19 protein-coding genes and 2 pseudogenes are annotated in these 12,412 nt (G+C 42.1%); 9 read left to right on the top strand and 12 right to left on the bottom strand.

Features of this window, described 5'->3' with window-relative positions:
* Nucleotides 1-63 precede the first annotated feature (63 nt).
* A complete protein-coding gene (gene psaC / locus ACLFKQ_RS02480) occupies nucleotides 64-309 on the bottom strand; it encodes a photosystem I iron-sulfur center protein PsaC (protein WP_026102542.1) in 246 nt (81 codons plus the stop codon).
* Between the two features lie 267 nt (nucleotides 310-576).
* Between psaC and ACLFKQ_RS02475 the strand changes: the two genes are divergently transcribed.
* The 7 genes from ACLFKQ_RS02475 (at nucleotide 577) to ACLFKQ_RS02445 (ending at nucleotide 3,891) form a co-directional block, all read left to right on the top strand.
* Complete coding sequence (locus ACLFKQ_RS02475; RefSeq protein ID WP_448998324.1) at nucleotides 577-1,155, top strand: chemotaxis protein CheB; 579 nt, start codon at nucleotides 577-579, stop codon at nucleotides 1,153-1,155.
* 264 nt (nucleotides 1,156-1,419) lie between these two features.
* The gene (locus ACLFKQ_RS02470; RefSeq protein ID WP_448998322.1) at nucleotides 1,420-1,632 is read left to right on the top strand and encodes a hypothetical protein; all 213 of its coding nucleotides are present in this window, start codon (nucleotides 1,420-1,422) and stop codon (nucleotides 1,630-1,632) included.
* Nucleotides 1,633-1,829: 197 nt separating this feature from the next.
* A complete protein-coding gene (locus tag ACLFKQ_RS02465; protein ID WP_448998323.1) occupies nucleotides 1,830-2,057 on the top strand; it encodes a hypothetical protein in 228 nt (75 codons plus the stop codon).
* Between the two features lie 197 nt (nucleotides 2,058-2,254).
* The gene (locus tag ACLFKQ_RS02460; RefSeq protein ID WP_448998322.1) at nucleotides 2,255-2,467 is read left to right on the top strand and encodes a hypothetical protein; all 213 of its coding nucleotides are present in this window, start codon (nucleotides 2,255-2,257) and stop codon (nucleotides 2,465-2,467) included.
* A gap of 197 nt (nucleotides 2,468-2,664) precedes the next feature.
* Nucleotides 2,665-2,922 (top strand): hypothetical protein, encoded by a 258-nt coding sequence (locus ACLFKQ_RS02455; protein WP_448998321.1) that lies wholly within the window; start codon nucleotides 2,665-2,667, stop codon nucleotides 2,920-2,922.
* Between the two features lie 178 nt (nucleotides 2,923-3,100).
* Entirely contained in the window at nucleotides 3,101-3,526 is a 426-nt protein-coding gene (locus ACLFKQ_RS02450) for a hypothetical protein (protein WP_448998320.1), read from the top strand.
* A gap of 143 nt (nucleotides 3,527-3,669) precedes the next feature.
* Entirely contained in the window at nucleotides 3,670-3,891 is a 222-nt protein-coding gene (locus tag ACLFKQ_RS02445; RefSeq protein WP_448998319.1) for a hypothetical protein, read from the top strand.
* Nucleotides 3,892-4,102: 211 nt separating this feature from the next.
* Here the strand turns inward: ACLFKQ_RS02445 and ACLFKQ_RS02440 are convergent, their stop codons facing one another.
* The 5 genes from ACLFKQ_RS02440 to ACLFKQ_RS02420 form a co-directional block, all read right to left on the bottom strand.
* On the bottom strand, nucleotides 4,103-4,306 hold the full coding sequence (locus tag ACLFKQ_RS02440) for an AAA family ATPase (protein WP_448998318.1): 204 nt from the start codon (nucleotides 4,304-4,306) through the stop codon (nucleotides 4,103-4,105).
* 168 nt (nucleotides 4,307-4,474) lie between these two features.
* Nucleotides 4,475-4,687 carry a hypothetical protein gene (locus tag ACLFKQ_RS02435; protein WP_448998317.1) on the bottom strand — a complete coding sequence of 71 codons (213 nt, stop codon included), beginning with the start codon at nucleotides 4,685-4,687 and terminating at the stop codon, nucleotides 4,475-4,477.
* A gap of 237 nt (nucleotides 4,688-4,924) precedes the next feature.
* A complete protein-coding gene (locus ACLFKQ_RS02430) occupies nucleotides 4,925-6,379 on the bottom strand; it encodes an RtcB family protein (protein ID WP_448998316.1) in 1,455 nt (484 codons plus the stop codon).
* 64 nt (nucleotides 6,380-6,443) lie between these two features.
* Complete coding sequence (locus tag ACLFKQ_RS02425) at nucleotides 6,444-6,875, bottom strand: archease (protein WP_448998315.1); 432 nt, start codon at nucleotides 6,873-6,875, stop codon at nucleotides 6,444-6,446.
* A 73-nt stretch (nucleotides 6,876-6,948) separates the two neighbouring features.
* The gene (locus ACLFKQ_RS02420) at nucleotides 6,949-7,293 is read right to left on the bottom strand and encodes a hypothetical protein (protein ID WP_448998314.1); all 345 of its coding nucleotides are present in this window, start codon (nucleotides 7,291-7,293) and stop codon (nucleotides 6,949-6,951) included.
* Between the two features lie 202 nt (nucleotides 7,294-7,495).
* Here ACLFKQ_RS02420 and ACLFKQ_RS02415 point away from each other — a divergent pair, with 202 nt between their 5' ends.
* Nucleotides 7,496-7,651, top strand: coding sequence for a hypothetical protein (locus tag ACLFKQ_RS02415; protein ID WP_448998313.1), 156 nt, complete (start codon nucleotides 7,496-7,498; stop codon nucleotides 7,649-7,651).
* A gap of 36 nt (nucleotides 7,652-7,687) precedes the next feature.
* Here the strand turns inward: ACLFKQ_RS02415 and ACLFKQ_RS02410 are convergent, their stop codons facing one another.
* From ACLFKQ_RS02410 to ACLFKQ_RS02385, 6 genes and pseudogenes are all read right to left on the bottom strand, one after another.
* Entirely contained in the window at nucleotides 7,688-7,966 is a 279-nt protein-coding gene (locus tag ACLFKQ_RS02410) for a hypothetical protein (RefSeq protein WP_448998312.1), read from the bottom strand.
* Nucleotides 7,967-8,167: 201 nt separating this feature from the next.
* Nucleotides 8,168-9,310, bottom strand: a complete 1,143-nt coding sequence (locus tag ACLFKQ_RS02405; RefSeq protein ID WP_448998311.1) for an IS4 family transposase — start codon at nucleotides 9,308-9,310, stop codon at nucleotides 8,168-8,170.
* Nucleotides 9,311-9,564: 254 nt separating this feature from the next.
* The gene (locus ACLFKQ_RS02400) at nucleotides 9,565-9,705 is read right to left on the bottom strand and encodes a hypothetical protein (RefSeq protein WP_448998310.1); all 141 of its coding nucleotides are present in this window, start codon (nucleotides 9,703-9,705) and stop codon (nucleotides 9,565-9,567) included.
* Between the two features lie 24 nt (nucleotides 9,706-9,729).
* Complete coding sequence (locus ACLFKQ_RS02395; RefSeq protein ID WP_448998309.1) at nucleotides 9,730-9,867, bottom strand: hypothetical protein; 138 nt, start codon at nucleotides 9,865-9,867, stop codon at nucleotides 9,730-9,732.
* Nucleotides 9,868-9,893: 26 nt separating this feature from the next.
* Nucleotides 9,894-10,076 carry an SDR family NAD(P)-dependent oxidoreductase gene (locus tag ACLFKQ_RS02390; protein WP_448999437.1) on the bottom strand — a complete coding sequence of 61 codons (183 nt, stop codon included), beginning with the start codon at nucleotides 10,074-10,076 and terminating at the stop codon, nucleotides 9,894-9,896.
* 68 nt (nucleotides 10,077-10,144) lie between these two features.
* Nucleotides 10,145-11,415 (bottom strand): annotated as a pseudogene (locus tag ACLFKQ_RS02385) (IS701 family transposase).
* Nucleotides 11,416-11,599: 184 nt separating this feature from the next.
* On the opposite strand from ACLFKQ_RS02385, the pseudogene ACLFKQ_RS02380 reads away from it, so the two are divergent.
* Nucleotides 11,600-12,412, top strand: a pseudogene (locus tag ACLFKQ_RS02380) (DUF6444 domain-containing protein); the annotation flags it as partial.

Below are 12,412 nucleotides of genomic sequence, written 5' to 3'. Positions count from 1 at the left end.
GATCGCTAAAACGACACTCAATCGATAAAATTAGTTTAATTAATATGATGTGCAGATAATTTTCTAGTATGCCAGTCCCATACTGCGGGTAGTTTCTGCGCCTAAGTAAACGCGAATGCTCAAAAAGTCTGTTGGACAGGCAGTTTCGCAGCGTTTACAGCCAACGCAATCTTCAGTGCGAGGAGAAGCAGCAATTTGACCTGCTTTACAACCGTCCCAAGGTACCATTTCTAGTACATCGGTAGGACAAGCTCTCACGCATTGGGTGCAGCCAATACAAGTATCATAAATTTTGACGCTATGTGACATGAGAAGATCGACTCCTAGTCTATTGTATTATTTAGTTATCGTATTCTTTATCGAATCAAAGCTAGTTTACCTCATGCTACGATCCCAAATCGGCAAAATTTCAGATAAGTTTAAATTCTGTAACAACCTAGCTGCATTTTGTTGTAAACAATAGTCTCGATCGCAAACCGCTATACAATTGGCTAGTTTTTACTTAGTTTTTGCTTCGAAAAAATTGATAGCCAGAGACAATAAATAGGTATTCTATATATATATGTATATATTATAATGAACTACACTGGATTTGAAATTATTGCGATCGCAGCTTCGGCAGGTGGATTAAGTGCTATCCAAAGAGTCCTTTCAGAGCTACCTACTGATTTTCCTGCTAGTGTAGTAATCGTCCAGCATCTCGATCGCCACAGCCGCTCATATATGGCAGATATTCTCAAGCGGCGCATTTCATTGACGGTGAAACAAGCAGTAGAAGGAGAGCGCTTAGAAGCAGGAACCGTTTATATCGCCCCACCCAACTACCATTTACTAATTAGTGCTAATAAAATAGTCTCTCTGAGTCAAACTAAACTAGTTCATTTCGTGCGCCCTTCAGCAGATTTACTCTTCAACTCTGTAGCCGCCAGTTATGGTCAAAAAGCGATCGCAGTAGTACTCACGGGAACTGGTGAGGACGGCATCAGTGGAGTACAGACAATTCACAAAATGGGTGGCAAGGTTATCGCCCAAGATCGAGCTACTTCGGATTATTTTGGAATGCCCGATGCAGCAATAAAGACGGGCATAGTAGATTTTATCTTACCCCTATCTGAGATCGCTCCTAAATTAATTTCTTTGGTGATGGGTGAATAAAATTAGGCAAGAAGCTAGTGCTAACGCTGCAATAGTCAAGCTCGAGTATTTGGGGAGAGAAATTTTAAATAATTTCTAATTTGATTTTGCATAAAAGATCGAGAACCGACATATCTAGAAAATGTCAGCAGTCAAGTCGAGATGAAACGGAAGATTCCCTATTTTCCCGAAGTACTCTCAATCGTCTTCAAGCTGACGAAAGCAAACTTGAACTTACAATTTTATTTCAGGTTCAATTCAACAACACAATTTTAGGAGACAACCATGTCTAATCAAGAACCATTATTTGCCGAAATCAATCCTAGCGAAGAAGCCAATCTTTCTGGTGGTCGCCGTGGAATTAACGACGCTCGTGCTGATGCGATCGCCGATGCAGTTGGTCTGAACACTTTTACCCAAACCTTCACTGATGCTTTTGTGGTCGAGGGTGTGCGTTCCTCTTCTACTTCTAGCTCGATCGCTAGTGCTGCCGGATAAATTAAGTCCTTTTGCTCTCTCGGTTGTTGTCGAGTCGAGATAATTAATCGTGAATGATTGAACTGTCGACAAGTCGAGTCTTGTCCCACAAGTTCCCAAGTCTTCGCGGCAATGAGCCTCTGACTCGACGGCACCGTTATCTCAAATAGAGCATCTGTTTCAGGTTTAATTCAACAACACAATTTTAGGAGACAACCATGTCTAATCAAGAACCATTATTTGCCGAAATCAATCCTAGCGAAGAAGCCAATCTTTCTGGTGGTCGCCGCCGCGGTCGCCCTCCTGGCGTTAACCTTGCATTTGCTGATGCTACCGCAGATGCGATCGGTCTGAACACTTTTACTCAAACCTTCACTGATGCTTTTGTGGTCGAGGGTGTGCGTTCCTCTTCTACTTCTAGCTCGATCGCTAGTGCTGCCGGATAAATTAAGTCCTTTTGCTCTCTCGGTTGTTGTCGAGTCGAGATAATTAATCGTGAATGATTGAACTGTCGACAAGTCGAGTCTTGTCCCACAAGTTCCCAAGTCTTCGCGGCAATGAGCCTCTGACTCGACGGCACCGTTATCTCAAATAGAGCATCTGTTTCAGGTTTAATTCAACAACACAATTTTAGGAGACAACCATGTCTAATCAAGAACCATTATTTGCCGAAATCAATCCTAGCGAAGAAGCCAATCTTTCTGGTGGTCGCCGTGGAATTAACGACGCTCGTGCTGATGCGATCGCCGATGCAGTTGGTCTGAACACTTTTACCCAAACCTTCACTGATGCTTTTGTGGTCGAGGGTGTGCGTTCCTCTTCTACTTCTAGCTCGATCGCTAGTGCTGCCGGATAAATTAAGTCCTTTTGCTCTCTCGGTTGTTGTCGAGTCGAGATAATTAATCGTGAATGATTGAACTGTCGACAAGTCGAGTCTTGTCCCACAAGTTCCCAAGTCTTCGCGGCAATGAGCCTCTGACTCGACGGCACCGTTATCTCAAATAGAGCATCTGTTTCAGGTTTAATTCAACAACACAATTTTAGGAGACAACCATGTCTAATCAAGAACCATTATTTGCCGAAATCAATCCTAGCGAAGAAGCCAATCTTTCTGGTGGTCGCCGCGGACCTGAGAGTCGCGGCGGTCTTGCTGGTTCTGCAGAAGTCAACGCAGATGCAACAGCTACGGTAGACATAACTGGAACACTAGGCGATTCTAGTAGATCTACAGTATTCACTGTATCGGATGCTTTTGTAGATGAAAATAGAATCTTCGGTCGTGCTTCTAGTATAGTTAGGGTAGTTTTATAGAATCAAAGTTTAGGAGGATAATCGGCAAGCTTTTCGAGATTTTATTTAGAGGTTAACTTAATTATCTCGATTCCTCCTAGACTAAAAAGAGTCAGGATATAAAAACCACTAAAGTATTATAATTAATTTGCAATTATCAGGCTAATCTTTTTTTTCTAAAAGTAAGGAGAAAACAAAGATGAGAAACTTTAATAGTTCTAGTAGTAGAAAAAGTAGCAGGAGCTCGACCATTGCTGGTCGGCGGTACCATAATCGAAGCTACGGCAGGTCTACTCAGAATAGTTCATACCAACAAGCGAGTGTCAATATCGATCCAAAGAATCTCGAACAGCCTTATATTCTCAGTATTAAAAGCTCAGCCACTCAACTGACTGGTCAAATACTAGTAAATGGGAAAGTAATTAAACAATTAAACATCAACGACGATCGGTTTGATTTATCTCCCTATTTGGCGATCGGCAAGAACACTATTGAGATCTTAGCCTCATATTCTCCTAGTCTATCTCTAATAGAAATAGCCCTTTTGGGTACAGATACCAGAATTGTTCAGCAGTCAAGTGGAACTGGCATATTAAAGCATACTTTAATAGTTATCGTTGGATAAAAAACCTTACGGTTATCAGTCTTGCTCGTATATCTTCAGAAAGTATCTATTCTCAAAGAGCATATCCTTCATCGGTGAAAGAAAATTGTCTGAAAATGTATGTTAACGCTTTGGGGTTTAGAGCCATAGAAAGAATCACGAGAGTGAATCCTAATACTGTAGTTAGATGGGTCGAGAAAAGCGCGATCGCATTACCCAATAGCCCTGAAGTTGAAGAAATTCCAGAAATCACTGAAATCGATGAGTTACAAACCCATGTCGGTACAAAAAGCGGTGCGAATCCGCGGAGGTTTCCTCTGCAAGGAAACGCGCACCAAGACAAAACAAAATCTGGATTTGGACAACCGTCGATCGCTGGAAATTAGGGATTCTAGCTCGGGTGTTAGGAACAGGTTCTGCTCAAATCTTGGAACCCTTGTGGAAATTAATTTGTCGATGGCAATCTAATCTTGTGGTACGTAACCGATGGATGGAAAGTTTATCGCCGCTTTATTATAAATAAATAATGATTGTGACCATTTAGTTAGCAAAACTTACATGACTCGTATTGAAAGGGAAAATACTATACTTGGAGCACTACATAGCGATTGCGTCGCGCACTGGCAGAGCCAATATCGTGGAATTAGTATAACGATCGATATTCCCAACCATTAGCATGAAAGCGTCTTCGGGTATGGCTTTTAGCAGCGAATGAGCCATAAACAGATCGACCGTGCTGCATTCATCGACTACGATCGCATCGCACTCTAAAGGTTTGTCGGCATCGCGCTTGAAACCCATGATACTGGGATACTGGGGTCGAATTTTAATAAGCGTTGTAAAGTCTTAGCTCAAATTACCGTCATCTCACTCAGTCTTTTTGCTGCCCTGCCAGTAGGCGCACCTGTTGCAATCTTTTTACCCATCGCTTTAAAGGGTAAGGAGGGGATGTATTGGTAATTTCCTCGCTTAACGAGAACTGAGCAAGATTCTGTGTTCGGTTTCACTAATTTGCTCAATTTCGACGACTTGAGTCACTACTTTAGTCCCATTTTCAAGATTGACTATCCAAGATTGTCCACAGACTGGCAAATCGCCCTGGCATTCTTCCCACTTGAGAAACTGTCCATCTAGAAAATAGTCAAAGATGTGAAAATGTCGATTTTTTTGTTTGGTAAGCATGATACTCTCCTCCTTACTCTTGATTGATTTTTGGCATTGCTTTATAAAGATATAGTTCGAGCGTTTTCACGGTCGAGCAGCTCGACTGAAAAGCTCGTGGGATAGGGGTCGGGTCTCCCGACCTTGTAGGACCGCGTAAGAAGCTAACAGCTAAAAGCTACGAACGGATAACTTTTTGGTTTCATACTTCAAATCGGCAATGCTTTGTTCTGGTTTGCGCCTTCACACACACCTTCTTCAGCCTTTCACCACCACTATAGGGCACAAACGGGCAACTTTATGAGCAATACCAGCTTGGCTCACTGTTTCCACTACTCGACTGACATTTTTATAAGCTTGGGGAGCTTCCTCTGCTAGTCCAGACATTGAACCAGCGCGGATATTAACTCCTTGATGTTCGAGTTCGGCTCTCAGGCGATCGCCTCTGATGATGCGTTTTGCCTGACGACGACTCATTACCCGTCCCGCACCGTGACAGCTCGAACCAAAAGTTAGTTCTTCGTTGGCTTTCGTACCCAAGAGAATCCAACTTTCAGTTCCCATCGAACCTGGAACCAGAACGGGTTGACCCAAAGGACGGTATTCGACTGGGAGTCCTGCAAATCCCGCTCCAAAGGCTCGCGTCGCTCCTTTACGATGGACGCAAACGGTCTGTTCTTTGCCCTCAATTTCGTGGGTTTCAATCTTCGCCATGTTGTGGGCAATATCATAAACTTGGCGTAATGGTTCCGCTCCTGCTTGAGTACCAAATACCTCTTGGAAACTGCGACGAGCATGATAGGCTAATGCTTGTCGGTTGGCAAAAGCATAGTTCGCCGCCGCTTTCATGGCTGCTAGGTATGCCTGTCCTTCAGGAGAATCAAAAGGAGCGCAGACTAATTCGCGATCGGCTAACTTGATGCCATAGTTAATTACTGCCCACTGAAAATCGTGAACGTAGTCAGTACAAATTTGGTGTCCGAACCCACGAGAACCGCAGTGAATCTGTACGGCAAGACACCCAGGCTCTAAGCTCATCACGGCTGCTACTTTAGGATCGAACACCTCCTCAACTACATCTACCTCCAGAAAGTGATTGCCCGCTCCTAAAGTTCCTAATTGTCCTTTTCCTCTTTGTTTGGCTCTTTGACTGGCTTGCTCTGGGTCTGCTCCTTCTAGGCAGCCAAATTCCTCGGTGCGCTCTAAGTCTTCTGGAGTGGCATATCCTTGGGTTAATGCCCAACGCGCTCCTTGACGACAGACGCGATCGAATTCTTCAACAGATAGTGGCAGACTACCGCCTTTTCCTACTCCACTAGGACAATTGCGATATAAGGTGCTAGCTAGATCGTTTAAATAGGGGATAGCACTTTGATATTCAATAGACGAGGTTAAAACCCTGACACCACAGTTAATATCGTAGCCGACTGCCCCTGGGGAAATAATTCCCTCTGGTACTTTGGCAGCGATTACGCCGCCTATAGGCATACCATATCCTTGGTGAACATCGGGCATAATTGCTACATGACCCACCAAACCAGGCAAACGGGCAACGTTGACTCCTTGGGTAAGAGATAAATCCCCCAGAGCCTCTTCCAATAGTTCTTCATCGGCAAAGATCCAGACGGATACATTCATCTCTGGATGAAAAGATGTGGGAATTGCCCAGATATAATCGTTAATGCGTTGTAAATCTTGTTTTCTTATTTCCATTGCCCCTCCTCCTGCTATGTTTAGTGGGGCAAAGTCAAACGATGTTTCTAACTACTTTTTTCTTTTATACATCTAATACTAACGTGACTTCCAACCCCGATTCTATCTCGTGAATTGCTAAATTGTGATAGGTTACTGCCTTGATATCTTTGAGCCATTGCTGAGTAGACGCGCCAGTAACTTTTGCCTGTAGGCTAGTTGCATTGAGGTGTTGGATTTCTAGTGACTCGAACCCCAAACCTTCGCTTTCATGGAAATAAAGCAATTCATTTAACCATGCAACCAAGAGACTTTCACGGTCGATGGCTTTAAGTTGAATCGATCGCCTTATTCGTTTTCCCGATACCAACTGCATTCCGACCAGAGTATAAAGCCCCACCGCTGCTCGAACAAACAACTTCGCTAAATTTTTCCCCCTAACTCGATAAGCCCAATCAGCAGTATGTTCGATTTCTTCAAAGTTGTTTCCTAGAAGCGATTCTAAACTTGACATCATCTTTGAATTACGTCGGTTCGTCAAAGCATAGCTGTCTCTATTTTCCTAGATTTAGGATGACGATCTTTGTCAATTACAACTCGAGCGCTTTTGTGGTTTTTACCCAGTAGATTAAAGCTAAAGCTTTTTCGAGCTGTTCGATTAGGCTGCGAGCAATAGTTTTAAGCTTGAGTTCATCTTCTAGGATGATTTCTTCACTTGTAAGTTGATGACTAGCCAAACTCGGTGCTCCCAGAATTCCTGCTGGGCAGAGCGACAGATGAGTTTCTATGGGTAACTGCCAAGCTTCAGGAATGATTTTTGACTCCCGAGCTTTTTTGTGCCCTTGGTTTGGAATTGACCAAGGATCTGGAATGGAATTGGCGATCGCATCTACACCATTTTTACGGGATGGTTTTTTCGGTTGGTTTTTCAACATGATGCTACCTTCTTCTCACTCATTTTGATTAACTGAATCGGTCTCGTTCAATTCAGTTCTAATTTCTAAAGTTTTAGAATTTGCTTTTCCCCCTAGTTTATTTCTACTTCGATCTTATCGCTTTTATCCGAACCCGTGTTCAGTCAAGCTTGATTTGAGAGATAAAAATATGTGTCGAAATCGCGTTTAGTATGTGGTGATTATGCCAGTGATTATTAAGGCACTGATAGCTTTTGGTATCGTGCGCTTTGTGGGTATGGGAACTGGAAACAAGGGACTTTATATTACTGGTGGTGTTTGTTTACAGATATGGCATTCAAACAGCTTGGGTCTGTACGTGGAGCGAGAAAGAGGTTAGGTCAATGATGATTATTAGGAGTTGTAGGTTAGGTAATTAGGATAAATGTTTCTTGGGATATAACCACCAGCTAAACAATCGAGTCATTCGAGGCATGACAATATAAGTCATTAAACCAACCAATCCAACCGTAAGAACCAGGCTACGCAGCAGCATTGGTAAAGAAGCTAAAAAACTTCCGAAAAGCAAATTAATTATGACAATCAAGACAAAAATTGCTATCCAAGTAACGATCGCCATTTTATAACGAGGAGGAGGAATTATTGGTTGAGATGCAGAACTATTGACGGCAAACCAAGTTTCCAACCCCCTCATTATTTCCAGATTAGGCGGTTTCTCTTCTAAACGTTTGAAGATCTCAAACCAATGAGCGGCTTCATGCGAGCGACACCATCTTTGATAGTCTGCATCAGAAGCAAATTTGACTATAATTTGATAATCGTTTGATTCGCCTCTTTGTGGCTTGAGGACAGTTACGCCAAGATGACCAGGGAAACTGAAGGGGTGACAAGGGAGCTAGAAAGATTGCTGGATAATAAACATAGCTCGTAGACCCCTCTGGTAAAAAGGCAGCTTATTGAGATTGAGCCACATCAATTTGTTTATCCATTCCTTCATCAAGGTAAATGAAACCAGCCAGCTACTACCATATAAACCAAGCCAAAAGTAGCTGTTGCGAGTCAAAGATTGTTTAATTTTTCGATGGCGACCGATGTATTTAGACTGACCTCGAAGGCTAAGAGTATGTCCTTTGAACACCGAGTGAGTGTAAGCAATGGCGATGAGCAAAACTAGACGAGTAAGGCGTTCAATCTGAGCTTGCGACCCCTCGAGATTGTAGCCACCTGACTTGCAATCTTTAAACATCGCCTCAATCCCTACGCGCTTTTTATAGGCTTTGACAGCTTCAGGTAAATTGGGTAAATTTGTCAGCAGATACCAGGGTTCCTTTGCCCCCATGCCTCGGTAAATACGTCGCCAATAGACCCCTAAATAAATCCCCGAAACTTGATGCAGTTGAGTGACTTTAGTTTCTTGATAAAACCGTTGGTCTCCTGGATTAACGTCTAGGTCTTTTAAGGGAGTAAAACCTAATTGAGTTACCATTATCTTCGTACTCTTTCTCTGTCGAAGCACAAAGTAGACCTGCTGCTGGGTCAGCCACTTAGCTAGTTCAACACTCTGGAATTCTCTGTCTCCTAAAATAACGATTTGGTGTTGTTTAAACAGCTTCAATACTGGACGTAATATGGCTTTTTGTTGAGCGAAGTTACTGGCTCCTTTCTTCTCTAGAAACTGCCAGTATATAGGCAAAGCTCTTTTCGCCATCACTACTCCAACCATGAACAGATTTTTATCTTGCCATTGAGTTCTATCTAAGACTAGATAAATTGTCTGGTCTGGCAAGAATTTCTTTTGAACTACTTCTTTGACTATGGGAAACCAGACTAACGAAACTGATAAAGCTGAGGACTTCAAAAACCTTTGGATTCGGCGACGACGGCTCTCATATTTAATTGGTAAAGGGAAGTATGCAGCTAGTCTTTCTATCTTTACTTGTTTGTAGGTCTGGATAAGGTATACCAGCACTTCCAAAGTAATTAGTTGGTCATCACTCAGATAACGTGAAAGATGATTGCGGTACAATTGGTTTAACATTTTTTAGGGTTCGGTCGGATTCTCAATAACTGACCGAATCTTTTTTACCATAGGTTGTCTCTGTTCCCTACACTGTCTGACTTCTCACAGGGTTGTCACCCCGTCAGCCAGGGAAATGTAGCGCAGCATCGATAGTATCCGATAAAGCTCGTTCAAATTCTCTCTGGCTACCTTGACGGGGACTACGAGTGATTAAGATTGTGACCGGATGCTCGAAATTTGGGTTGTTTAAGTTGTAGTTTATTTTTACTTTTCTACAGCTTCTTGAAACCATCGTAAATTTCTATAACTTTCTTTTCTCCCGATTCTCCTGACTGCGAAATAGAATGTTCCATCTCGATTAGTCCGTCATATCCTTTAGATTCAATATGTTTGAGGATAGCTGCGTAATTCATTTCTCCGCTGGTCGGTTCTGTTCGCTAGGGTGCATCGGCAATTTGAAAAATAGCAATTTCATCCCAGACACGATCGATGTTTTCGATAACACTGCCAGTTTCCATCTGCACTTGAAAGGTATCAAAGATTAACTTTACTGCAGGGCTATTAACCGCTTTCACAATTAAATAAGCATGAGGAATAGTGGTTACAAAAGTTCCTTGCCACCATTTACCTGTAATTGCCGTCCATCTAACGCACCATAACCACTAGAAACGTTAATTACCCTGGCATCGGTGGATTTTTCTAAGAGCGGTAAAAATGTCTGCACCATCCGAATTGCCCCAAAGGTATTGGTATTGAAGGTTAAATCTAATAACTCGCGCTCGATAGTGAGAATATTTACTCCTTCATCTGGATAGATACCTGCATTGTTAATTAACGGTACTTAAACAAAAATCAAGACCAAACAAAGCCCAAACTAGCTTTATAAGCTACGAATACGTCGCGATTTTGGTTCAACCATTGGACAAAACGATAAGATATACCTGTACGAAAAGCTTCTAATGCTTCAGGAAATGTCTCCAAAGGTTTGTTCGCCCAACGTCTTCTTAAACCTCCAGTAAGCTTATGCCAAAGGATAAAAGTATAGGCACAAAAAACTAGAATAAAATGTCTTTCCAAACTCTTCTTATCTCTAACTTGATACTCTTTTAATCCTAACCATCCCTTGGCTTCTCGATAGAAAACTTCTATCCAGTTTCTCTGAGCATAAGTTTGAACTATCCATTGCTCGGTTACTATTTCTCCCTCAACATTTGTGAGTAAGTAGTCAATATCTTCAGCATCTTCAAAGATTGGTGCACTCATGACGATAGCTATTTTTCTGATTCCTTCTAGCCTTGATATTTCTGCTTCTATTATTGCTACCCAGACGGTTCTAGGTTTTTCACCCTGGATTTGAATCTCCTTAAATTCCTCATCAGATAACCATTGAGCATATTCATCTACTCTGATTTTTTCTAATTGATTTGATGGAGTTTTAACCAAAATATTACGATTTTTAGCGATTCCTCCTATATACTTTAATTTCTTTTTTTCCAGTTCGAGTAAAACAGTTGTGTTGTTACCATAGGACGAATCTATTAATACTAGTCCTGGTCGATATCCCCTCTTCAAACTTTTATCGATTAATTCTAAGGCTAAGGTGGGTTTTTTCTTGAATTCTCTGTCTTTCTTTCCTTCGGGCAACGAATTACCATGTTGATATAGTTCTATGTCTAAAGGTAAGCTTTTTTGGCCATCATATAGATGAGTTGTTACTACAACATTGCCATTATCTGTTTTCCCAATTTCCCCAATATATTGACGACCTACTGCTGCGGTAAAGTTACCACTTTTTCTATGCCCAGAGTCATCAACAATTAGACTAAATCCCTTACTGATTCTCGTTTGATTACACTTGTTCATCACTTCTAAGCGACGTTCATTTATCTTGTTCGCTGACCAAGTTGCTTCAGTTAAGAAATGGTGTAATTTGTGGTATGTGACCTCTACTGCGTCTTTAGCCATTTGAGATACATTTTTTCGCTCACTTTCCCCTAATAATCCTCCTAAATAATGTCTGAATTCCCTTTTTTGCGCTTTAGTTCTCAGTAAATCATCAAACTTTTGACACCATCTCATCTATCGAAACAGGGAGGCATGGCTGCGGGAGTAGTTTCTTTCATAAAGTGCGATCGGGCTTTAGAATAATGTTAAAGTTAATCAGCAAAGGTATTCTATCTTATTTTGTCTGTTTAAATTGTTTAAGTACCGTTAGAAGCTTTTCGTACAGGTATATCTTATCGTTTTGTCGTAAGGATTCAGGTATCAGGGTTGACAAAAAGGAAAAAGAGATTAAAGTAGCCAATAATGAGCGAAGCTAATCACCCCTTCAAAGCCGAAGAACTGCGCCAGTTGTCCAATGAGAAACTGGCAGAAATCGTGACTACCCAACAAAAGCTGATTGAGAAGCTAGAAAAAAGAATAGAACAACTGGAACAGAGCCTCAACCTCGACAGCCAAACCTCATCGAAACCCCCTTCAACTGACTTGCTGAAAAAAAGCGAGAGAAAACCAGAAGTAGGGTTGGAAGAAGCCAAAAAAGAGACAAAAAGAAAACCAGGAGGACAACCAGGACATCAAGGGAAGACGAGAAAAGGATTTGGGCGTGTAGACCGCTACGAAGTATTGAAACCGACCATCTGCTCCAACTGTGGAAATCAACAATGGAAGACTAAGGGGGTACGAGTAGATACTCAACAGGTAGCCCAGTTGGTGGCAAAACCGATACAAGTCGTAGAGTACCAACGTCATCACTGTCAATGCGGCAAGTGTGGAGCAATAGAGGCAGCTCGACGGTCTCCCACAATGATTCCAGGTCAAGACTTGGGAGTCAGACTACAGGGGTTACTTTCCTGGCTGGGAAACTATGCTCATATGTCCTATGCTAAACAGCAAGAACTGTTGTGGGAACTGGGAGCAATAGAAATTAGTAGGGGAACTTTAGTTGCCACCAATGAACGAACGAGTACAACAAGCGAGTATCAACAGTGTTGAAGGGTTGAAAAAGTCGATTAATTCAGAGCATCCTCCTCTACATTGTGACGAAACCCCCTGCTCAGTTAAAGGAGTCAAAGAATGGCTCTGGGTTTTAGCTGGGTCAGAGTTCTGCCTGTTTCATGC

It is taken from the genome of Myxosarcina sp. GI1(2024) (assembly GCF_053543375.1).
This window is presented reverse-complemented; position numbering and strand designations above follow the sequence as displayed.